This window comes from Methanosarcina barkeri MS (assembly GCF_000970025.1).
Classification (GTDB): Archaea; Halobacteriota; Methanosarcinia; order Methanosarcinales; family Methanosarcinaceae; genus Methanosarcina; species Methanosarcina barkeri.
This window is the reverse complement of record NZ_CP009528.1, coordinates 3,420,988-3,443,059: the sequence shown is the minus strand read 5'-3', so window position 1 is coordinate 3,443,059 and position 22,072 is coordinate 3,420,988. Positions and strand designations below refer to the sequence as shown.

Below are 22,072 nucleotides of genomic sequence, written 5' to 3'. Positions count from 1 at the left end.
TATATATTTTTCTTTTTAGTATTCTGACTGTTTGCAGAAAAACGTATTCAGTATACAGGTTTTTGCATTCAGCTGTAAAGAGAAAGGATTGTAGGCTTCTACATCCTTTCTCATAATCTTTTTTTCAAGATTTTCTGTTTTTGTTAAGGCTGAATGGAAATTTTCCAGTCTAGTCTTCTATTTAATTTATCACTTTTTCTTTTTCATCAGTATCACAAGCCCTATCAGCAGGGTTCCTGCAAAGCCTAACAGGAAAGAGGGAAGTTTTGGAGGATTTCTTAAGACTTCTGATAATGAGTTTGCCTGGATGTATGGCTTGATATCTTCGGCTATGAATGATTTTGGAGTTTCGAGAATGGACTTAATTCTCATAAGCGAAGATATTTTGTTTGTCACTGAAGAAATATTAGTGATATTGTCTCCAGTAGAATTCTCCGAGCTGGATATCAAGCTCGCTCTTTGAGAATTTCCACCAGATGTTTTCAGCTCTTTCTGGGATGTATCTTCAGAACTTCCATTATTTTGTTCTTCAGTCAAGTTCTGTTCCGAAGAGTTTGTTTCCGAAGTCAGGTTTTCGTTATTTTGTTCTTCAGTCAAGTTCTGTTCCGAAGAGAGGTTTTCTTCAGACTGTAATTCTACCTGTTTTGCAGTGTCTCCAACATTTACTTCAAAATCGCCTGCCGGTATAGACTTAGTACTATATAGGTAGCTGATACTTCCATCAGAATCTACCTCTATCTCTTGCGTGGCTGTTATCTTGAGTTTGACATTAGAACCACTTGCCTTTCCGTCGATCCTGATTTCATATGTTTAGGACTTACGCAGTTAAAATGCCGAAAACTTGATATCTTTATAAATATACTTATGGCTTAGTGTTTCTCTAAAAACGTACGGAGTTATGGACATAAATCCACCTAAGTGTACCGACATTGACTACATTAATTTTCTCATTGCGGCTTCTAACGTTTTTAGCTGTACTGAAGCTGCTAGATGTTATCCAGACATAGCTAATGCTCCTTCTCATGATGCTTTTACTCGTTGCCTTCAAAGGCAACCTCCAGACACGGAAGCACTATGGGAGGAAGTAAAAAGTTATGTCAAGCTTAAGGGAGGATACCTAATTGTTGATGATTCAACATTAGATAAACCATACGCAGAAGAAATTGCTTTTGTTCGTCGTATGTGGAGTGGAAAACATCATCGTACTGTAAAGGGAATAGGCCTGGTTACCTTAGTTTGGACTGACGGTACAACCGTTATACCTATCGATTTTCGAATTTATAACATCGATGTAGACGACAAAACAAAGAATGACCATTTCCGTGATATGCTTGACAAGGCCGAAGAACGTGGTTTTAATCCCAAATTCGTTTTATTTGATACATGGTATGCAAGTGTGAAAAACCTTAAAGCCATTAGACAGAAAGAGTGGCATTTCCTTACAAGATTGAAAAATAATCGTTTGGTAAATCCTGACAACAAGGGAAATGTGCCACTTGAAACAGTAGATATTCCTCCAAAAGGACGTGTGGTTCACCTCAAAGCATATGGATTTGTAAAGGTGTTTAGGATAGTTTCAAAAAATGGAGACACGCAACACTGGGTTACAGATGTGCAAGAGATGGATGAAGCAAAACGTGAAGATTTGGCAAAGAAGTCATGGAAAATTGAGGAATATCATAGGGGAATAAAACAGTTCTGTGGTGTCGAAAAATGTCAGGCAAGAAAGGAAGAATCACAAAGAGCACATATAATGTTCTCATTAAGAGCTTTTCTTAGACTGGAATTACAAAGAATCAAAAGTGGAATATCCTGGTTTGAAAGTGCTATGAAAATTAGAAGAGTGGCAGTGACAGAATACTTAAGGAATCCCCAATACACGTTAAATTAATTCAAATATTTGAAAGTTTGGAAAAAACAATATGCTAGGAGCCAACTGCGTAACTCCTAATGTTCCTGCAGGGACGTTTGTCTGGGTAACGGTAGCAGTGCCATCTTTTGCCTCTCCACTTTTAGTTATCCACAGTAGCATTTTTGCTCTCACATTCAGATCCTCTACTCCTTCTGCCTGCACGGTAAAACTATTGTAGGAGCTGGAGGGAATTACTACATCTTCAAGCAGATACTCATATTCTCCATCCTGAACCTCCACATCTTTTTCGAAGGATACCTGTGCCTTCGCAGTATCTCCCTCAAAACCGGTTCCTTTTATCTCAATTATATCTCCAGCAGCGGGATTTTGGGGGTTAAGTTCCCAGTTGCTTGATGCAGCTGCTCCTGGAGAAAGAATCAGAAACAGGAAAACAGAAAGCAAAAACAGGAGTTTCAAACTTTCTTTGTTCTTAGGGTTTTTGATGAATGTAAAAACTGGCTTTATTAGCTTAATTTCTTCAGGAAGCAATCTCTTGAACCTCTCTTCTTGGTATTTTTTTGACTGAAAAGGCTATTATCCATTAAATAGTTGTATTATGGCCTATGTCTCATAATGTGGACTAATTATAAAAATTCTAGATAGATATAATAATAAGTGATAAAACTGGTTTATATATTTTACTTTTTAGTATTCCTGGCTGCTTTCAGTATAACGTACTCTGTATACAGACATTTATGTCAGATCATAAGGAGAAAAGAGTGTAGTTTTCTACATTCTTTCTCTCAATTTTTTTCCGATTTTTCGGTTTTTATCAGGGCTTGCTTCTTTTTCCTAAGTGCCGCAAGCCCTGTCAGTAGGGTTCCTGCAAAGCCTAACAGGAAGGAGTAAAGTTCTGGAGGATTTCTTAAGACTTCTAATAATGAGTTTGCCTGAAGGTATGCTTGAAATCTTTGGATATGAGTGATTTTCATTGGTCATTGGTTAAGCATTAAATCCCATCTCCTGTATATGTTTTTATACTAATATTATACTCTTTGAATCTATGTCTCCTCGTTTCCCACCTACTCTTGAAGACTCTCTTCGGAAAATGTTTCCCGAAGAGTGGTTAAGGCAAGCTGCCAAAGAAACTGGTCTTATAGTACGTGAACGTAAAATTGACCCTGTCATTATTGGGTTTTAACTCTGAGTTTTGGTGTACGCTTGCAGCGTACACTTGCCAGTTTAAAACGAGAATATGAAACTGAGTCACAAAAAACAATAAGTGATAGCAGCTGATACTATCGTTTTACTCCAGAACTTGTTGAGTTTCTTCATCAGTGTGTTATTCACGGCATAGAGGAGCTTGCAAAAGATCCTGGAAGAAAACTTAGCAAAAAACTCGAAAACTTCCAGGATGTTCTCATTCAGGACAGTACAATTGTTCGTCTTCACTCTTCTTTAGCAGATAAGTTTCCAGCGGTAAGGACAAGAAAAGTAGCTGCAGGCATAAAAGTGGGGGTTATGGTAAGCGCAGTTGCTAACGAACCTAAAACAGTTGCCCTGTATTCTGAAAAAACAGCTGAGATCAAAACATTAAAAATAGGTCCCTGGATCAAAGATCGTATTCTGCTTGTTGATCTTGGTTTTTACAAAACTCAGATGTTTGCAAGGGTTAAGGAAAATGGAGGATATTTTGTTTCGAGAATAAGGAAAAATATGGATCCTATTCTTGTTTCTGTTGAAGTGGGACTTTCTAAAACAAAAAGCAAGGAGTTCGCTGGAAAAACTGTTAGTGAATGCATTAAACAACTTTCTGGGAAAGATCTTGATGCTGTTGTGAAAATATAGTTTAAAAGAAGAGCATACAAAGGTAAACAAAAACAGGATGAGATGATTGTACGTCTTGTTGCAGTCTATAATGACGAGGATGAAAAGTACCATATTTATATCACAAATATTCAGAAAGATATTTTGAATGCAAAAGACATTGCAAACCTATATGGAGCAAGATGGGACATAGAACTGTTGTTTAAGGAATTGAAAAGCAAATATGCGCTGGACGTTCTTGAAACAAAGAATGTGCAGGTAATTGAAGCTCTAATCTGGACAGCAATATTGACACTAATCGTTAGCAGAAGAATTTATTCTCTTGTAAGAAACTCAATAACTTATCCTAAAAAAATGGCTAGATATACACAGTTACGTTGGAGTACAATATTTGCAGAAAATGCATCAGATTTGTTGACAGTAATTCTATATATGTGTGGAATTCAAAGAACTTTTGAAACGATAATGAGCGTATATGAAAGTCAAGCATTAGATCCACATGTAAACAGAGAAAGGTTTAGAGATGAATGGTTTGAATAAAAAATGAAAGAATTGGGTTCAAAAATGAATAACAGGAGAAGGAAATGAATCCTTAACCGATGACAAATGGGGTGATTTTAAGTTTCTGAGAATGGACTTAATTCACATAAGCGGAGAGGCTCTTAACTCCATTGAAGATATACTTGAGGTATTTTCCGGATATAGATTTCAAGTCCAATCCATACGAATTTTCGGAGGATATTTTCAGCTTTTTCTGGTCTATGCCTGCCAGACTTTCATTATTTTCATAGGCTCCCATAAGGAGGAGATAGTCTCCTGGGGGAAGTTCCAGGCTTTTCAGGGAAAGGTTACTCTGGTTTTTCTCACCTATGCTTATCGTACCGTTATCTTTCCCTATAAGGGTCTGGATCTCGTTCTGAATGTCGTCTTTTTCATTTTCAGATTCATTTCCACTCAAATTGGTTTCCAAATTCCTGATAAGGTCAATTCCGTTCACAATAGGCCTTATTTTGGTGGTCGTCCAGATTGAGTTTGTGTTTTCAGATGTTGTATAGGCACCATCATTTATCAGCACAGCCCAGTAAGTATAATTCTTCTCAGCGGGTGCATTTTTCAGATCCAGGTTTATTTCTAAGTTTTCGCCTTCTTGAAGGTTATATGAAGTTCTGGCTTCCATTTGATATTTGAGAACTTCAAAATATTTTGCTAAAAGGATTCCTTTTTCCGATCCTGTTTTTTCCGTTTCGTTTCCTGCAAGGGTTATAAGGATCCAGTAGTGGCCTGCCTGAAGAGGGCCCATTGTCAGGGGAGTAAGGTCTCCTTCTTTGTTCAGGGTTGCAGGTATCTTGGCATAAGTTTCTGTATCGTTGTTTAAGACATCTTCAAGACTAATCGTGCTTTCATTCATACTATATGAAATCTCTTTTCCCGGAGAACACGGACTGTGTTCCTTAATGAGGTAAATGTCCACATTCTGCTGTCCTAAAGTTTCAGGTCCATAGTAGCTTAACTTTAAGCTCTCGTTTACGGTATAAAACGGACGAAGAGAATAAGGATATGACAATATAAATTTCAGATTGTTCCAGCTATTTTTCTCTGTTTTTATCCCAGTTATTGCCGACTCGTTTCTCTGACTGTCTGTCCAGTCATATATTTTTATTTCAGATGTATCTCCAGAACTTTCGTTATCTTTTTCTTCACTTGAATTCTGTCCCGATGAGTTCATTTTTGAAGGCAGACTTTCTTTATTTTGTTCTTCACTCGAGTTATGTTCCGAAGAGTTTGTTTCCGAAGAAAGGCTTTCTGATGTCTGTAATTCTATTTGCTTTGTAATGCCCTCAACATTTACTGCAAAATCGCCTGCAGGTATGGATTTAGTATTATATTGATAGCTGAAATTTCCATCAGAATCTACTTCTATCTCTTGCATGGCTGTTATCTTGAGTTTGACACTAGAACCACTTGCCTTTCCGTCAATTCTTATCTTATATGTTCCTGGTGGAACATTTGCCTGGGAAACGGTAACAGTGCCGTCTTTTGTCTCTGCGCTTTTAGTTAACCATAAGAGCATTTTTGCTCTCACATTCAGATCCTCTACTCCTTCTGCCTGCACGGTAAAACTATTGTAGGAGCTGGAGGGAATTACTACATCTTCAAGCAAGTACTCGTATTCTCCATCCTGAACCTCCACATCTTTTTCGAAGGATACCAGCACTTTTGCAGTATCTCCCTCAAAACCGGTTCCTTTTATTGTCATCATATCCCCAACAACGGGATTTTGGGGGTTAAGTTCCCAGTTGCTTGATGCAGCTGCTCCTGGAGAAATAATCAGGAACAGGAAAACAGGAAGCAAAAACAGGAGTCTCAAACTTTCTTTATTCTCTTGATTTTCGATAAATGTGAAAATGGGCTTCATTAGCTTAATTTCTTCAGAAAGCAATTTCTCCAACCTCTCCTTTTTATGTTTTTTTAACCAGAAAGGTATTGTCATTGAATAGTATATTATGGTCTATTTCTTATACCTGGACTAATTAAAAATTCTAGACAGATATGTGAGCAAATAATAAAACTGGTTTATATATTTTTTCTTTTTTGTATCTTGCATTCTGCAGTAAAACCTGTTCAGTATACAGGTTTTTGTACCCAGCTGTAAAGAGAAAGGACTGTAGTTTTCTACATTCCTTCTCTCAATTTTTTCAAGACTTTTGATTTTTGTTATAACTGGATGGGGATTTTCCAGCTTTTTTCTGGATCTAGTATAGGTTTCATTTCTTTTTCCTCAGCACTGCGAATCCTACCAGTAGGGTTACTGCAAAGCCCAACAAGAAGGAGGGAAGTTTTGGAGGATTTCGTAAGACTTCTGCTAATGAGTTTGCTTGAATATATGGCTTGACATCTTCGAGTATGAATGATTTTGGATTTTCGAGAAGAGACTTAATTTCCATAAGTGGAGATGCTTTGAATTTCTTTGAAGATTCATCACCGAAGGTATTTTCTGAGCTGGGGTTCAAGCCTAATCCAGATAAGCTTTTGGGGGATATTCTCAGTTTTTTCTGGGTTATACCTGTCAAGCCTTCATTATTTCCATAGGTTCCTGTAAGGAGGAGATAGTCTCCTGGGGGAAGTTCCAAACTTTTCAGGGAAAGGTTACTCTGGGTTTTCTCACCTATGCTTATCGTACCGTTATCTTTCCCTATAAGGGTCTGGATCTCATTCTGAAGTTCATCTTTTCCGTTTTTGGATTCATATTTACTCAAATTGGTTTCCAAAACCTTGATAAGGTCAACTCCGTTCACGATAGGTCTGATTCCGGTGTTCATTCTCCATCTTGGGTTTGTGCCTTCAAATGCTGTATAGGCACCATCTTTTATCATTATAGCCCAGTAAGTATAATTCTTCTCAGCGGTCGCATTCTTCAGATCCAGGTTAACGTCTAAGTTTTTGCCTTCTTGAAGGGCATATGGAGATCTGTCTTCCATTTGGTATTTGAGAACTTCAAAATATTTTGCTAAAAGAACCTCTTTTTCCGATCCTGTTTTTTCCGTTTCGTTTCCTGCAGGGGTCATAATGATCCAGTAGTGGCCTGCCTGAAGAGGGTCCAGTGTCAGGGGAGTAAGGTCTCCTTCTTTGTTCAGGGTCGCAGGTATCTTTACATAAGCTTCTGTATCATTGTTTAAGACATCTTCAAGACTAATCGTGCTTTTATTTGTACCATATAAAATCTCATTTTCCGGAGAACTCGGGCTGTATTCCTTGATGAGGTAAATGTCTACTTTCTGCTGCCCTAAAGTTCCAGGTCCATTATAACTTATATTCACATTGTCTTTTGTGGTATAAAACGAACGAAGTGGATATGAATACGACAGTATAAATTTAATATTGTTCCAGCTATTTCTCTCGGTTTTTACCTTAGGTGTTACAGACTCGTTTCCCTGACTGCCTGTCCAATTATATACTTTTATTTTATTTACTTCCTGACTTGCCACCGTCCAGTTTACTTCAGGGCTCAATACTTCGCTTTCCACACTTTTTGTGCTGTTTGAAGTTCCATTTGAGGTTCCATTTGAAGTTTCGTTTGAGATTCCATTTGAGGTCCCGTTTGAGGTTCCATTTGAAGTTTCGTTTGAGATCCCATTTGAGGTTTTGGTTCTATTTTTAGTTTCCACTTCTGTACTTTTCAGACTTTTCGACTCATTGATTGTTTCATTTTTTGTTTCATTTTTCGTTTTGGTATTGTTTTGGGTGATGGTTCTATTTACTGTTATTATTTTATATTTCAAATTAGATACATTGTTTTCTGAACTTTTTGATTCATTTTCTTGAGCAACTGTTTTATTTGATGCTATTATTTTGCATTTACAGTTAGACCCACCACTTTTTGAACTTTTTTGGTTATCTTCTCCGATGTTTTCTTGGCTATCTGTATTGTTACTTTCTGATTCGTTTTCCTGATCAACTGTTTTATTTACTGTTGTTGTTTTATACCAGTTAGATACATTAGCTTCTGAATTTTTTGATTCGTTTTTTTCGATATTTTCTTTGCTATCTGTATCGTTACTTTCTGATTTGTTTTCCCTTTCAACTGTTTTATTTACTGTTATTGTTTTATACCAGTTAGATATATTAGCTTCTGAATTTTTTGATCGTTTTTTTATATTTTCTTTGCTATCTGTATCGTTACTTTCTGATTTGTTTTCCCTTTCAACTGTTTCATTTACTGTTATTGTTTTATATTTCAAATTAGATACATTAGCTTCTGAATTTTTTGATTCATTTCCTTTGATATTTTCTTTGCTATCTGTATTTTTTCCTGTTTCTGTTTTTGATTTAGTATTATTTTCTCCTGTTTCCTGATTTTCCTTACTTTTGTTTTCTTCTATTTTATACACTTTGTAATGTAAAATAGAGTCAGCTAGGTCAGTCTCTTGCTCAATGTCTTCTCCTGTTTCTTGAGTTGTTGTATTTTTTCCTGCTTCTGTTTCTGTTTTTGATTTAGTATTATTTTCTATTGTTTCTTGAGTTGTTGTATTTTTTCCTGCTTCTGTTTCTGTTTCTAATTTTGTATTATTTTCTACTGTTTTTTGAGTTGTTGTATTTTTTCCTGCTTCTGTTTCTGTTTTTGATTTAGTATTATTTTCTATTGTTTCTTGAGTTGTTGTATTTTTTCCTGCTTCTGTTTCTGTTTTTGATTTAGTATTATTTTCTATTGTTTCTTGAGTTGTTGTATTTTTTCCTGCTTCTGTTTCTGTTTTTGATTTAGTATTATTTTCTCCTGTTTCTTGAGTTGTTGTATTTTTTCCTGTTTCTGTTTCTAATTTTGTATTATTTTCTACTGTTTTTTGAGTTGTTGTATTTTTTCCTGCTTCTGTTCCTGTTTCTGATTTAGTATTATTTTCTACTGTTTTTTGAGTTGTTGTATTTTTTTCTGTTTCTGATTTAGTACTATTTTCCACTTTTTCTTTTGTTTCTGTACTTTTTCCTGTTCCTGTTTCTAATTTAGTATTATTTTCTCCTGTTTCTTGATTTTCCTTACTTTTGTTTTCTCCTACTTTTTGTTCAAGATTTTCTTCATCTTCTATGCAGTAAGAGCATTTATCGGTATAATTTTTGTCACTTTTTGTGCAGGAAGAATAATCATCTTTTGTATTGTTATCTTCATCATTTTCCATGCAGTCAAAGCAATTAACTTCGGTATAATTTTCGTCTACTATATAATACAAATAATTATCTTCTGTCTCGTTACTTACTCCAATGTTTGACTCATGTACTACTTTGTCTCTTGCCTGGCTGTTGGTTTGGCTTCCCGCTCCTGTAGCTGATATTGAAATTACTGAAAAAATTAGAACCAGAGTAATGAAGATTAATCTCCACTTTCTGCTAAATATTTCATTATAAATTCCTGTTTTTTTCTTCAATCAGTGCACCCCTTAATTATCCTCTTTTCTGCTTAAATTTGAGTTTTTACGTTTCTTTATGCATTTTATATGTGATTTTAAGTTTTATTTTGGCATGATTTATTATTCTGTAAATTTATTAAGATAAATCTCCTTTATTACAAAGATTTTAAAAAATTTTTAAAACAATTTTAATATTTTTTGATAAATATCTTCTGTAAACGTCTTTTCATTTTTCAAATTTTTTTATTCTTTAACAGCACAGTGGTAACAATGTTTCTTTACGCGTTTTTATGTGTGATTTTAAGTTTATTTTAGCATGATTTGTTATTCTGCAAATTTATTACGATAATTTTTTTTATTACAAAGATTTTAAGGGAATTTTAAAATGATTTTAATATTTTTAGATAAATATCTTCTGTAAACGTCTTTTCATTTTTCAAATTTCTTCATCTTTGAATTATATAGTATTAATAATAATATTATTAGGAGTCCTGAGTTTACCTATCTTGACTTTTCATTACTTAAACTCTTCTTTCTTGATTCAAACTTCCATAGTAAATTTTCCTTTTGGCTCTGATCTGGGTTAAAAAGAAATTTTACTTTCAGATTTAGGTTTTCTACAGATCACTGGTTGACCTGCTGGTGAATGTCTCCAATAATCATATTTTCTGTAATAATTTCATAGACACTGGGGCAACTGTCTCAGACAAGGCAATAGATACCAAACTTTTAGTTATCATAACAGAGCTTTCAGTTTTATTATATTGGCACAGGTGGCGAGTAATAAATACTCCAATCTTCGAGGCTGCCAACAATTCAATTTCAGGGTAAAAACATCTAAAAACAGGGCACATACTAATTTAAATTGAAATGTACTATTTATTAGAAATTGTGATTCTTGAAACTATTTACCTATTTAATTTGCTATTTATAATCATATATGAAATCCTATAGTCATAAATGAGTAAAAATAAAGAAACCTGCTGATCTAATCCACCAGTTTTTCTTATGGTGTTATCTGGTTACAGCTTGAGTAACTCTTTATTTTTAGTTTATACTAAAAAGGATTTTAAATTCTTCAAAAAAATCAGTGCCAGAGCTAAGTGTAAAAAGTGGTGATGTCCAATGAATTATATAAGAAATGTTTACATAAAAAAAATTTGCCCTGTTTGTGGAAATGAATTTATTGTCTTGAAAAACATAGAGAAAAAAGCTGTTTACTGCACTCTTCACTGCCTCTCAGTATCCGAAAATGAGCGGATTAACAGTGTTTCTCCATTAATATCTACGTAATACAGGAGGACTATAGTATCAGGACTTGAATTATAATCTACGAGCAAGTATTCGAATTCAGACTAAAAAGTCTATATAAAATTCAAGACATTAATCAGAAATCTACAACAAGAATTCTGGAATCTAAAACTTAATTGGAAAATTAAATATAAACTTCAATTAACGGATTCCACTTAACTTTTAAAATATTTTTAAACTAGCCTATTATAATTTACAAGCTCGCATATAATATCTAGCATAATAGTTTGCATATAATATTGTACACTAATATAATATTGTACACTAATATCTGTCTACACTCTGTTATAATCACTCTATTAAAGATAAATAGTGATACTATCTATTACTCACAGGCCAGTTTATATAACGTACATCAAGTTGGTCTATCAGTTTTTGCTGGCATAAGTACAGCTGGTATTCTGTCGACTGTAATCCCATATTTTAAATCTTCGATTGAGGAAATATAAGCTCGAACTCTTTTCTCTATTTATTCTTGTTCTCTCTTGCAATGGATTCTTCTTTCTGAATTCTCTTCTCGCCCTGCAAAGGCTTTATATATTAGATCTGCTATGTAAAGGCAAAGTACATGCGAGATGAAAATTCACGCATTTTAGTGCTTGAAATTATCTAATCAGATCAATGTGATGCTTAATGCTAACATCCTGGAAGTTTCCGGGAGATAAGGTTTTCTACCGTGCTTTACGGAAGATTTCCTGCATTGAAGATAAATCCAGTGAGAAAAGTCGGATCAACATGAGTGTTAAAGGGCCAATGCTTTGAAACGCCCGCTTTTGGCGTCCTGAGACGCCTATAATCGCACGAAGCTGTTCAGGTTTTCGATGAGTTGCGGTTGCAGTTACTGAATACTGAAGTTTCAAATCAGGGAACTGAATTTAAAATCAGGTTACCACATACTGAAGTTTCAAATCAGACTACTGAATGTTTCAAATCAGAGCCGGATGCCTGGATTTGGGTCTGCCAGGATCGTAAAATCGATCCTAAGAGTATGCTCCTGCTAGACAAGCTGGGAAGAGGATCGGATATTGCAGATGCCTGAAGGAATTAGGGTACCGGGAGCATAAAGCTCTGGTCTGCTCGAGGCATATGTGCCAGGCAGGTCTGAAAGACATCCCTCCCCACCTGGTAGCGTTCGGGGAATCCAGTGTATTTTTTCTTTTGCCACTCACGTTGGGCCGACCGGAGGGGCTGGCATTTCAATTGAAATTTACGGAGTAGAAATATGGCAAGCATACACCGACCAAAACGAGGTTCCCTCGCATTTAGTCCACGTAAAAGGGCAAAGAGCCACATTCCACGGTTCAGAGCCTGGCCGGAGGCTACAGGTGAACCAAGGCTACAGGGTTTTGCAGGGTACAAGGTGGGCATGACCCACGTGATCATGGTTGATGACATAAAGAACAGCCTTACCCAGGGTATGGAAATCTCCGTACCCGTAACTGTCATCGAAACTCCCGCAATAAGGGTAGCAGCCATCCGGGCTTATGCAGAAGATACCACCGGAGAAAAGGCAATCGCTGAGGTCTGGGCAGCAGACCTTGATCCTGAACTCAAACGCAGGATCCCTGTACCAAAAGGAGAGAATATGGCTGAAACCCTTGGGAATATCGGTAAAATGATCGAAGACGGAAAGGTAAGCGATATCAAGGCAGTTACTTATACTCTGCCAAAGAGCCTTACCGGGGTTCCCAAAAAGACTCCAGATATCATGGAGTCTGGAATTAGCGCTCGGGATCTCAACACCAAGTTCGAGTACGCAAAATCAATCCTCGGTACCCTTGTAAGCATAACCGATGTTTTTAAGACCGGAACACTTGTTGACACAGCTGCAATTACTATCGGAAAAGGGACTCAGGGTCCTGCCAAGCGCTGGGGCACCCAGCTTATGAAAGGCAAGCACTCCAGACAGGGCAGTCTCAGGCAGATCGGTACTCTTGGTGGCTTCGGCCTTCGCCGTGTATCCTGGAGAGTCCCGCAGATGGGTCAGACAGGATATCACCAGAGAACTGAGTTCAATAAGCGCATTCTTAAGATTGGATCTGATGGGGAAGAAGTCACTCCAGAAGGCGGCTTCATCAATTATGGCCTTGTCCGTGGGGATTATGTGCTGATTAAAGGCAGCGTTCCAGGACCTTCAAAAAGGCTTATCAGACTCAGAGACCCTATCAGGGCAAAGAAAGCCGACCTTGGCGAACCAAATATCCTTCACATAAGCAGGGAATCCAAGCAGGGGTGAAGTGAAATGGCTACAGCAAAAACAATAGACCTTACAGGGAAGGTTGTCAGGGAGATTGAGCTTCCAGACGTCTTTGATGTGGATTACCGACCTGACCTGATTAAAAAGGCAGTGCTTGCGGCACAGGCAAACAGGCTTCAACCCTACGGTCCCCGTCTCTATGCAGGCATGGAAACTTCCGCAAGAGGTTGGGGTTCAGGGCGAGGTGCGTCCCATATTCCGAGGCTCGTAAACAGCAGCAGAGCTGCAAGAGTCCCGCATGCAAGAGGCGGAAGAAGAGCTCACCCACCAAAACCGGAAGCCGACAGAAGCGAGAAAGTCAACACCAAAGAACGCCGCTATGCAATCCGCTCTGCAATCGCAGCAACCAGGGATCCGACTCTCGTGAGCCTGAGAGGCCACATCTTTGAAGCCGAGCTTCCGATTGTTACGGAAAACGCTCTTGAGGACCTGGACAAGACAAAGCAGGTAATAGAATTCCTGCAGGCTATAGGAGTCTACGAAGACGTGCTCAGGGCAAAATATGGAAGACACATCAGAGCCGGCCGCGGAAAGCTCAGAGGTAGGAAATACAAGCACAAAAAGAGCGTCCTTATTGTTGTTGCAGGGGAAAGCGCCCCTATCCTGAAGGCTGCAAGAAACCTCTCAGGGGTAGATGTTGTAACAGTGGATTCACTGAATGCTGAACTGCTCGCACCTGGCACTCACGCAGGGCGCCTTACTATCTGGACAGAATCCGCAGTTGAAAAACTGGAAGGTGCATTCCAATGAGTTCCATTAATTATCCTTTTGTTACTGAAAAAGCGATGATGTTGCTTGATGAAAACAAGCTCCAGTTTATCGTGGATACCAGGTCAAACAAAAAGCAGATCGTAGTAAATGTTGAAAAACTGTACGGGTTCAAAGTAAAGTCCGTGCGAACCATGACCACCATGAAGGGCACGAAAAAAGCAATCCTGACATTCGAAGATCCTGAATCGGCACACGAGATTGCAACCCGGATAGGACTGATGTGAGGTGTGATGTATGGGTAAAAGAATCATATCACAAAATAGGGGTAGAGGTACTCCTACCTACAGAGCTCCTTCTCACAAGTACAAGGCAGAACTGAGGCACCCCCGTGTTGACGAGAACACGTCGATTCAGGGGAAAGTCATTAATCTCGAGCACGACCCTGCTCGCTCAGCTCCGATAGCAAAAGTTGCCTTTGAAACTGGGGAAGAACTTCTCCTGCTTGCCTCGGAAGGAATTGCAGTAGGGAGCACAATTGAGTGCGGAGACGATGCCGATGTCAAGCCAGGAAATATAGTTCCTATAGGAAAGGTGCCTGAAGGTTTCTTTATCTGCAATATCGAGTCAAAGCCAAATGATGGTGGCAGATTCGTGCGCTCTTCCGGTGTATACGCAACTATCGTAACCCATGAGCCTAACAGGACTGCAGTGGCAATGCCTTCAGGTAACATTAAATGGCTTAATCCTAAGTGCAGAGCAGTTGTTGGTATCGTTGCAGGCGGAGGTCGTGTTGACAGGCCATGGCTCAAAGCCGGAAAAAAGTACCATAAAATGAAAACAAGAGCTGCAAAGTATCCCAGGGTTTCAGGAGTTGCCATGAACCCAGTTGACCACCCATTCGGTGGAGGTGCCTGGAAGCACCCGGGCAAGCCAACAACGGTTAGCAGAAACGCTCCGCCTGGAAGGAAGGTCGGACTGATTGCAGCTAGAAGGACCGGAATGAAGCGCTGATGAGGGGTATTCGTTATGGCTAAAAAATCATCATCAAGATTACCAAAGAGAAAGGGTGAGTATACCTACCGCGGGAAAACCGTCTCAGAACTTCAGGAACTGAGTCTTGAAGAGTTTGCAGAACTCCTGCCTTCAAGAGAACGTAGGAGCATCAAACGCGGATTCACAGAAGGACAGAAAAAAGTCCTGCACGAGTTCAAAGAAGGAAAGAAGGTCAGGACTCATCACAGAGACCTAATTATCCTTCCGGAAATGATCGGACAGACTATTGAAATTCATAATGGGAAAGGCTTTGTAAGTGTAGACCTCCAGCCTGAAATGATCGGGCACCGTTTCGGAGAATTCGCACCCTCAAGGTCAAGGGTTTCACATGGCAGTGCCGGTGTGGGAGCAACCCGTTCAAGCAAGTTCGTGCCACTGAAATGAGGTGAAAGGGAATGGCAAGAATTAATTATTCAGTTAAAGGAGACCCTGAGATTACCTCTAAAGCTATGGGTTCTGAACTCCATATTTCCCCTAAAAAGTCCCGTGAAGTCTGCTGCAAAATTAAGGGTATGAAGGTTCCTGAAGCAAGAAAGTTTTTAGAAGATGTAATTGCTTTAAAGCAGGCAGTTCCCTTCAAAAGACATCATGATGGAACAGGACACCGAAAGGGTCCAATGGCTGCAGGCAGGTACCCTGTTAGTGCTTCAAAAGAGATCCTCAAGATCTTGAAGAATGCAGAAAGCAATGCCGAATACAAGGGTCTTGAACCCTCAAATATGTATATTACTCACGCTGCAATTCAGCGCGGGAGGGTAATTCACGGGTTTATGCCAAGAGCCAGAGGGCGGGCAACACCCAAAGACACAGACACTGTAAATATCGAGATGATTCTTTCCGAGGTGCGCTAAATGGCAATAGAAAGAAAATTCGTCAGTGATGGTTTTGTCAAAGCCTCCATGGACGAGTATTTCGCAGAACAGCTGAATAGAGCTGGATATGGCGGTATGGAGCTTAACAGGACCCCAATGGGCACCCAAATTGTTATTTATTCTGAAAAGCCTGGAATGGTAATCGGAAAAGCCGGGAAGGTCATCCGAAAACTTACCAGAGATGTAGCAGCTAGGTACAACCTCGAAAACCCGCAGATTGATGCTCAGGAAGTTAAGAAACCTGAACTTAATGCTCAGATGATGGCTTCAAGGCTTGCAGCTTCAATTGAGAGAGGCTGGTACTTCAGGAAGGCCGGACACAACACAATTCGGGCAGTTATGAATGCAGGTGCACTTGGCTGTGAAGTCGTAATCTCAGGAAAGCTTACGGGTGCCAGGTCAAGAGTTGAAAAATTCGTTGACGGGTACATAAAGCACTCTGGAAATCCTGTGCAGGAAGTAGTAGACGAAGGATTTGCAGTAGCAGTCAAAAAGCTCGGGACCCTTGGCTGTAAAGTCAGGATCATTCAGCCAGACGTTGTCTTGCCTGACTCATACACTACTACGGAACCAAGTGAGCCTGTAACTGAACCTGTAGAAAAGCCTGCAGAAAAGCCTGCTGAAAAACCTGCCGAAGCTCCTAAAAAGGAAAGTGCGGCAAAATCCAAAACTCCTGCAGCAGTACCTGAGAAACCAGTAGAAGCAGCTGAAGTTGCAGAGCCTGAAGAAGCCGAGGAAGAACCCCAGGCTGAAGTAGCAGAAGACATTGAAGAGGCTGAAGTCATTCAGGTTGAAGGCTCAGAAGAACTTCGAAGACAGGTCAATGGAGTCTGGCAACACAAGCACGAAGGTTACGACTACTGGCATCCCATGGCAAGGGTTCATAAGGAGGCTAAGGAATAATGGCAATCCTCAGACCCACAGAAATTCGAGACATGTCACTTGAGGAGCGGGCTGACGAACTCGAGAACCTTAACAGTGAACTGGTCAGGGAACGTGCCCTTACTTCCGCAGGTGGAGCTCCTGAAAACCCGGGAAGAATCGGAGAAATCAGGAGAACGATTGCTCGGATAAAGACAATTCAGCATGAGCTAAATGAAATCTAAAGTGGAAATTCTACCTTCGACCCTTATCTACCATGAACTGATAGGGCTCGAAATTCAGGTGATTCGTTCCACTAATCCAGCATTGATAGGAATCCGCGGCCGGGTGATTAACGAAACGAAAAATCTGTTAATCATAGAAAACTCAAGGTCGCGGGAACTGAAGATTCCAAAGGCGGATTCGGAATTTCTCTTCCGAATCCCTGCCGAGCTCTCAGAAAAAGGCCGCAGATCCGATACATTCGTTAAAATTCAGGGAAACCTGCTGCTCTCACAACCCGAAAATCGGATCAAGAACATCAAAAAGTTACGCAAATGGGGCTAAACTCATGGCAAAAGATATTGGATTAAACATACCGGCGCCATCAGAAGAATGTAATGATTTATACTGTCCCTTCCACGGAACACTTTCAGTAAGGGGTCAAATCCTTGTGGGCACCGTGGTTAGCAGCAAGATGGACAATACGGTAGTTATTGAAAGGCAATACATGAAATTGGTGCCGAAATACCAGAGATACGAGAAGAGACGTTCAAAGGTTCACGCACACAACCCGCCTTGCATTTCAGCAAAAGTCGGGGATATCGTTACGATCGCAGAATGCAGACGTATAAGCAAAACGAAGTCCTATGTGGTAGTTAAAGCGGAGGTGCCCAAATGAAAGGCATACGCTCCAACATCCCAAGGGCTCTCAACGCAGGCGCCAAGGTTCCCTGTGTGGACAACACCGGAGCCAAGGTCGTTGAGATTATTTCTGTCAAGAAGTACAGAGGGGTCAAGAACAGAATGCCCTGCGCAGGAATTGGGGACATGTGCGTCGTCTCAGTAAAAAAAGGTACACCAGAAATGAGAAAGCAGGTTCTCCTTGCAGTAGTGGTTCGCCAGAAGCAGGAGTTCCGCCGTCCGGATGGGTTGCGTGTGTCCTTTGAGGACAATGCAATGGTAATTACGGATGAAGAAGGGATTCCAAAAGGTACGGACATAAAAGGTCCTATAGCAAGAGAAGTAGCTGAGAGGTACCCCAAGATCGGGACCACAGCATCTATCATTGTCTGAGGTGGCGAAAATGGTATCCAAACAGCCTAGAAAGCAGAGAAAGGCAAGATATAATGCGCCTCTGCACGTCAGACAGAAATTCATGGGCGCAAAGCTTAGTGAAGAACTCTCCAAAGAGTATGGCACAAGGAGCGCCGCAGTTATAGCGGGAGACACCGTGAAGGTCATGCGTGGAGATTATAAGGGTACTGAAGGAAAGGTCCAGACCGTTTCGCTTCAGGACGGCACAATTTCTGTGGACGGAGTTATTTCCACCAAGGTGGATGACACCGAAGTCCCAAGACCTATATACCCCTCCAATGTTATGATCACAAAACTGGAAATGAAGGACGGGCGCAGAGCATCAAGTATTAAGAAGTGAGGCAGGTGATTTTGTGACACACCAGAAAAGATTATCAATTCCAAGAAGCTGGAAGGCCGGGAAAAAAGGTTATAAGTGGGTCTCCGCCACTCACCCGGGGCCTCACAGTCAGGCACGCAGTCTTCCGCTCGGAATCATAATTCGTGATATTCTCAAGCTTGTAGATAATAGCAGGGAAGGTAAGAGGATTCTCTCGGAAGGCAAAGTTCTTGTAGATGGAATCCCCAGGAAAGACCTCAGGTTTCCGGTTGGGCTTTTTGACGTAATTACACTCCCTCTCATAAATGAAACATACAGAATGTTCCAGGATGAAAAGGGACGTCTTGCCCTTCACAAGCTGGACGCGACAAACGTTAACAAATTGTGCAGGATCAACAACAAGACTACCCTCAAAGGAGGAAAGGTGCAGCTTAACCTGAATGACGGGACCAACATTCCGGGTTCTAACGAATACAGCACAAAGGACTCTCTGATTCTCTCATTGCCTGACAAGCATATAGTAAAGCACCTGCAGTTCAAGGTCGGCAATCTGGCAATGGTAGTAGGTGGCCAGCACTCTGGAGAAATCGGAAAGATCACTGAAATCAGGGAAGTTAAGAGTTCCAGGCACAATACAGTCGCGATTTCTGGGGAAACCGATTTCGAAACAATTGAAGATTACGTTATTGTTATAGGCGAGGACAAGCCTGAGATCCGGCTCGGTGGTGAGGTAATTGAGTAACGTTATGCGCACTCCCGTTGTTGAGAAGGTAATTGTCCACATGGGTGTTGGAGAAAGTGGCCAGCATCTCGTAGACGCCGAAGAAATCCTCAGAGCTATCACAGGGCAGGAAGTTGTCAGGTGCTTTGCCAAGAGGACTCTTCCGGCTTTCTCGATCAAGAAGAACGAACCAATAGGCTGCAAGGTGACCCTGAGAGGCCAGAGAGCCCAGCAGTTTCTCGAGACAGCTCTTGGTATCGTCGATAAGACTCTTGGCAGGTCTCAGTTTGACTCCCTTGGAAACGTCTCTTTCGGAATTGAAGAACACACTGATTTTCCGGGCATGAAATACGACCCGAATATCGGGGTTTTCGGAATGGACGTAACAGTTGTTATTAAGCGCCCTGGAGAAAGAATCTGCAAGAGAAGGATTGCAACAAGGAAGATCCCGACCAACCACAAGGTCACAGTTGAGGATGCTATTGCTTTCCTTAACGATAGTTATGGCGTGGAGGTCATGTAAATGACAGAGACTATAAATAAGTCCGGAAGAGGAGTAAACGTGTGCAAGCGGTGCGGAAGAAAGCAGGGACTTATCCGCAAATATGACATTTACCTCTGCAGGCACTGTTTCAGGGAAATTGCCCACGATATGGGTTTTGAGAAGTATTCATAAGGTGATTAAAATGGTATTACTTGATCCTCTTGCAAACGCCCTTTCCACAATTAAAAATGCCGAAGCTATTGGGAAAAGTTCCTGTATTATCAGGCCTGCCTCAAAAAACATTGGCAACGTGTTGAAGGTTATGCAAGATCTCGGCTACATTGGAGAATTCGAGTTTATCGATGACGGAAAAGCCGGAATCTACAGTGTCACCCTCGTGGGAAGAGTCAACAAATGCGGTGCAATTAAGCCGCGGTATTCCGTAGGAACTGGCAGCTTTGAACGCTGGGAAAAGCAGTTCCTGCCGGCAAAGAACTTTGGCGCCCTTATAATAACTACTTCAAGCGGAGTTATGTCCCAGTACGAAGCCCGTGAGAAGAAGATTGGTGGGCAACTTCTTGCTTATGTATACTGAGCTGGAGGGAACAGGAAATGGTTAAGGAAATTGCAAGAAAAATAGAGATTCCTGAAGGAATTTCCGTTTCTTTCTCTCAGGATGTGTTTACAGCCACAGGTCCTCTGGGAACTGTAGAAAGAAAACTGTGGTATCCTGGAATCAAGATCTACGTCAGGGACGACGAAGTAGAGGTTGACGCGGAATCGTCCAGGAAAGAACAGAAAGCCATGGTAGGCACTTTTACTTCCCATATCAAAAACCTTATGAAAGGCGTAAATGAGGGTTTTGAGTGCAAGATGACTATCCTGTACGCTCACTTTCCAATGCAGGTAAAAGTTGATGGTAAGACCCTCGTAATCGGAAATTTCCTTGGAGAAAAGAAGCCAAGAATTGCAAAAATCCTTGGCGAGACAAAGGTTAAGGTTTCTGGAAATGAGGTTACTGTTTCCGGAATCAACAAGGAAGATGTCGGGCAGACTGCCGCAAATATTGAACAGAAGACTAAGATCAAGAGATTCGACCCGAGGATTTTCCAGGACGGAATCTACATTGTGCAGAAGCCCTGAGGTGGTTATGATGGCAGAAGAATTCAAATCAGAAGATACTTTAGTTTCCACCCTTGATATGGACTCTGAATCCAGGCGATTATTCAATGTGAGAAAGGTCCAGAAGGGAAAGAAGCCCCAGTTCAAGAGAGCGGCATGTCATAAATTTAAGAGGCTTGACAGCAACTGGAGGCATCCGAGAGGTACTCAGGGTAAACAGCGTAGAAAATATGTCTCAAAAGGTGCTCATGCCCAGGTAGGATACGGAAGTCCTGCTGCAGTAAAAGGCCTGCACCCGTCCGGTTATTCTGATGTGCTTATTTCCAGCGTTGCTGAGCTTGAGCTCGTTGATCCTTCTTATGAGGCTGTTAGGATAGCATCGACAGTAGGTTCAAGAAAGAAAGCTGTTATTATCACAAAAGCTGGAGAACTTGGTATTAAAGTACTGAACCCTGGAAGGAGTGAATAAAAATGTCAGATCTGGCCAATCAAAGAAGGTTAGCCTCCAAAATTCTCGAATGCGGACTTGACAGGGTATGGCTTAATCCGGAAGCCTCTGAAGAGATCGCGTCGGCAATTACCAGGGAAGATATTCGTGGGCTCATTGAGAAAGGCACTATTAAAGCTAAGCCGGTCAAAGGAGTCAGCAGAGGCCGAGCCAGAGCTCTTGCTGCCAAACGCAAGTATGGGCACTGTAAAGGTCAAGGTTCAAGAAAAGGTAAAAAAGGAGCCCGTACTCCGAAGAAGGAGCAGTGGATCAAAAAGATCCGGGCGCTTAGAAGAAGGCTCAAGGAACTGCGTGCAGATGGGACACTTGATAAATCCGTGTACTGCAGACTTTACAGAAAAGCAAAAGGCGGCGAATACAGAAGTGTTGCTCACCTTAATTCCCACCTTGGGTCTGAAAAACTGTTAAAGAAATAACCTGGAGGAGCTAAATATGGCAACAGGACCGAGATATAAGGTTCCTTTTAGACGACGAAGAGAAGGACGCACTAATTACCACCTGAGACTCAAGTTACTGATCTCAAAGCAGGATCGTGTGGTTGTCAGGAAGAGTGCAAGAAATGTTCAAATCCAGTTAATAGCTCCGACCCCAGAGGGGGATATTACTTATTCCTCAGCCGTTTCGAGTGAGCTTGCTAAGTACGGTTACACAGGGGTTACCGGAAACACAACGGCTGCATACCTTACAGGGCTCCTGTTCGGGCTTAAAAGCTTGAAGAAGGGGTATGAAGGAGGAATTCTGGATCTAGGACTTCAGGCTTCCTCTGCAGGTTCCAGGGTTTATGCTGCGCTTAAAGGCATAGTTGACTCGGGTTTCGAAGTCCCCTGCAGCCCTGAAGTTTTCCCTTCGGATGAGAGAATCCGGGGAGAACACATTGCTGAATACAGAGAAGAGAGCTCAGACCTGCCAGAGCAGTTTGAAGCAACCAAAGAGAAAATCTTTGCTGAGTTTAGTTAAGGT

At 40.7% G+C, this 22,072-nt stretch carries 26 protein-coding genes and 1 pseudogene; 22 read left to right on the top strand and 5 right to left on the bottom strand.

Annotated features, from left to right (window positions below; all coding sequences use genetic code 11):
- Positions 1-189 precede the first annotated feature (189 nt).
- Positions 190-597, bottom strand: a complete 408-nt coding sequence (locus MSBRM_RS13900; protein WP_048156049.1) for a hypothetical protein — start codon at positions 595-597, stop codon at positions 190-192.
- Between the two features lie 301 nt (positions 598-898).
- Between MSBRM_RS13900 and MSBRM_RS13895 the strand changes: the two genes are divergently transcribed.
- On the top strand, positions 899-1,891 hold the full coding sequence (locus MSBRM_RS13895; protein ID WP_048155834.1) for an IS701 family transposase: 993 nt from the start codon (positions 899-901) through the stop codon (positions 1,889-1,891).
- On the opposite strand, the gene MSBRM_RS13890 is transcribed toward MSBRM_RS13895, so the two are convergent.
- Positions 1,883-2,401, bottom strand: a complete 519-nt coding sequence (locus MSBRM_RS13890) for a hypothetical protein (RefSeq protein ID WP_052712905.1) — start codon at positions 2,399-2,401, stop codon at positions 1,883-1,885. The genes MSBRM_RS13895 and MSBRM_RS13890 overlap by 9 nt on opposite strands.
- A gap of 514 nt (positions 2,402-2,915) precedes the next feature.
- Between MSBRM_RS13890 and MSBRM_RS13880 the strand changes: the two are divergent.
- Positions 2,916-4,219 (top strand): annotated as a pseudogene (locus tag MSBRM_RS13880) (IS4 family transposase).
- A 97-nt stretch (positions 4,220-4,316) separates the two neighbouring features.
- Here MSBRM_RS13880 and MSBRM_RS18925 read toward each other — a convergent pair.
- The 3 genes from MSBRM_RS18925 to MSBRM_RS20560 form a co-directional block, all read right to left on the bottom strand.
- Positions 4,317-6,119: a TIGR04279 domain-containing protein gene (locus MSBRM_RS18925; RefSeq protein ID WP_080943751.1), complete on the bottom strand. Its 1,803-nt coding sequence runs from the start codon at positions 6,117-6,119 to the stop codon at positions 4,317-4,319.
- 325 nt (positions 6,120-6,444) lie between these two features.
- On the bottom strand, positions 6,445-9,594 hold the full coding sequence (locus MSBRM_RS18920) for a TIGR04279 domain-containing protein (protein ID WP_052712903.1): 3,150 nt from the start codon (positions 9,592-9,594) through the stop codon (positions 6,445-6,447).
- 2,290 nt (positions 9,595-11,884) lie between these two features.
- Positions 11,885-12,052, bottom strand: coding sequence for a hypothetical protein (locus tag MSBRM_RS20560; protein WP_155396523.1), 168 nt, complete (start codon positions 12,050-12,052; stop codon positions 11,885-11,887).
- A 57-nt stretch (positions 12,053-12,109) separates the two neighbouring features.
- On the opposite strand from MSBRM_RS20560, the gene rpl3p reads away from it, so the two are divergent.
- From rpl3p to MSBRM_RS13760, 20 genes are read left to right on the top strand one after another with little or no spacing between them, the layout of a single operon-like run.
- Positions 12,110-13,123 carry a 50S ribosomal protein L3 gene (gene rpl3p / locus MSBRM_RS13855; protein ID WP_048121198.1) on the top strand — a complete coding sequence of 338 codons (1,014 nt, stop codon included), beginning with the start codon at positions 12,110-12,112 and terminating at the stop codon, positions 13,121-13,123.
- A 6-nt stretch (positions 13,124-13,129) separates the two neighbouring features.
- The gene (gene rpl4p, locus MSBRM_RS13850; protein ID WP_048156048.1) at positions 13,130-13,894 is read left to right on the top strand and encodes a 50S ribosomal protein L4; all 765 of its coding nucleotides are present in this window, start codon (positions 13,130-13,132) and stop codon (positions 13,892-13,894) included.
- The gene (locus tag MSBRM_RS13845; RefSeq protein ID WP_048121194.1) at positions 13,891-14,139 is read left to right on the top strand and encodes a 50S ribosomal protein L23; all 249 of its coding nucleotides are present in this window, start codon (positions 13,891-13,893) and stop codon (positions 14,137-14,139) included. The genes rpl4p and MSBRM_RS13845 overlap by 4 nt, the downstream gene beginning before the upstream one ends.
- A 10-nt stretch (positions 14,140-14,149) precedes the next feature.
- On the top strand, positions 14,150-14,866 hold the full coding sequence (locus MSBRM_RS13840) for a 50S ribosomal protein L2 (protein ID WP_048121193.1): 717 nt from the start codon (positions 14,150-14,152) through the stop codon (positions 14,864-14,866).
- Between the two features lie 15 nt (positions 14,867-14,881).
- Positions 14,882-15,292 (top strand): 30S ribosomal protein S19, encoded by a 411-nt coding sequence (locus MSBRM_RS13835; protein ID WP_048121191.1) that lies wholly within the window; start codon positions 14,882-14,884, stop codon positions 15,290-15,292.
- Between the two features lie 11 nt (positions 15,293-15,303).
- Positions 15,304-15,759 (top strand): 50S ribosomal protein L22, encoded by a 456-nt coding sequence (locus tag MSBRM_RS13830; RefSeq protein WP_048121189.1) that lies wholly within the window; start codon positions 15,304-15,306, stop codon positions 15,757-15,759.
- Positions 15,760-16,683, top strand: coding sequence for a 30S ribosomal protein S3 (locus tag MSBRM_RS13825; RefSeq protein ID WP_048121187.1), 924 nt, complete (start codon positions 15,760-15,762; stop codon positions 16,681-16,683).
- On the top strand, positions 16,683-16,886 hold the full coding sequence (rpmC, locus tag MSBRM_RS13820) for a 50S ribosomal protein L29 (RefSeq protein ID WP_048121185.1): 204 nt from the start codon (positions 16,683-16,685) through the stop codon (positions 16,884-16,886). Before MSBRM_RS13825 ends, rpmC begins: the two co-directional genes overlap by 1 nt.
- Positions 16,876-17,208 carry a ribonuclease P protein component 1 gene (gene rnp1, locus MSBRM_RS13815; RefSeq protein ID WP_048121184.1) on the top strand — a complete coding sequence of 111 codons (333 nt, stop codon included), beginning with the start codon at positions 16,876-16,878 and terminating at the stop codon, positions 17,206-17,208. Before rpmC ends, rnp1 begins: the two co-directional genes overlap by 11 nt.
- A 4-nt stretch (positions 17,209-17,212) precedes the next feature.
- Positions 17,213-17,542, top strand: a complete 330-nt coding sequence (locus MSBRM_RS13810; protein WP_048121182.1) for a 30S ribosomal protein S17 — start codon at positions 17,213-17,215, stop codon at positions 17,540-17,542.
- Positions 17,539-17,937, top strand: coding sequence for a 50S ribosomal protein L14 (gene rpl14p / locus MSBRM_RS13805; protein WP_011305142.1), 399 nt, complete (start codon positions 17,539-17,541; stop codon positions 17,935-17,937). Before MSBRM_RS13810 ends, rpl14p begins: the two co-directional genes overlap by 4 nt.
- A gap of 10 nt (positions 17,938-17,947) precedes the next feature.
- The gene (rplX, locus tag MSBRM_RS13800; protein ID WP_048121180.1) at positions 17,948-18,298 is read left to right on the top strand and encodes a 50S ribosomal protein L24; all 351 of its coding nucleotides are present in this window, start codon (positions 17,948-17,950) and stop codon (positions 18,296-18,298) included.
- A gap of 13 nt (positions 18,299-18,311) precedes the next feature.
- Positions 18,312-19,019 (top strand): 30S ribosomal protein S4e, encoded by a 708-nt coding sequence (locus MSBRM_RS13795; protein ID WP_048121178.1) that lies wholly within the window; start codon positions 18,312-18,314, stop codon positions 19,017-19,019.
- Between the two features lie 4 nt (positions 19,020-19,023).
- Positions 19,024-19,521: a 50S ribosomal protein L5 gene (locus MSBRM_RS13790; protein WP_048123452.1), complete on the top strand. Its 498-nt coding sequence runs from the start codon at positions 19,024-19,026 to the stop codon at positions 19,519-19,521.
- A complete protein-coding gene (locus tag MSBRM_RS13785; RefSeq protein WP_048121176.1) occupies positions 19,522-19,674 on the top strand; it encodes a 30S ribosomal protein S14 in 153 nt (50 codons plus the stop codon). It abuts the gene before it with no gap.
- Between the two features lie 10 nt (positions 19,675-19,684).
- Positions 19,685-20,077, top strand: coding sequence for a 30S ribosomal protein S8 (locus MSBRM_RS13780; protein ID WP_011305137.1), 393 nt, complete (start codon positions 19,685-19,687; stop codon positions 20,075-20,077).
- 17 nt (positions 20,078-20,094) lie between these two features.
- Positions 20,095-20,625, top strand: a complete 531-nt coding sequence (locus MSBRM_RS13775; protein WP_048121174.1) for a 50S ribosomal protein L6 — start codon at positions 20,095-20,097, stop codon at positions 20,623-20,625.
- Between the two features lie 10 nt (positions 20,626-20,635).
- Complete coding sequence (locus tag MSBRM_RS13770; protein ID WP_048123450.1) at positions 20,636-21,073, top strand: 50S ribosomal protein L32e; 438 nt, start codon at positions 20,636-20,638, stop codon at positions 21,071-21,073.
- Positions 21,074-21,075: 2 nt separating this feature from the next.
- Positions 21,076-21,528 (top strand): 50S ribosomal protein L19e, encoded by a 453-nt coding sequence (locus MSBRM_RS13765; RefSeq protein WP_048121172.1) that lies wholly within the window; start codon positions 21,076-21,078, stop codon positions 21,526-21,528.
- Between the two features lie 16 nt (positions 21,529-21,544).
- Positions 21,545-22,069, top strand: coding sequence for a 50S ribosomal protein L18 (locus MSBRM_RS13760; RefSeq protein WP_048121170.1), 525 nt, complete (start codon positions 21,545-21,547; stop codon positions 22,067-22,069).
- Positions 22,070-22,072: the final 3 nt, after the last annotated feature.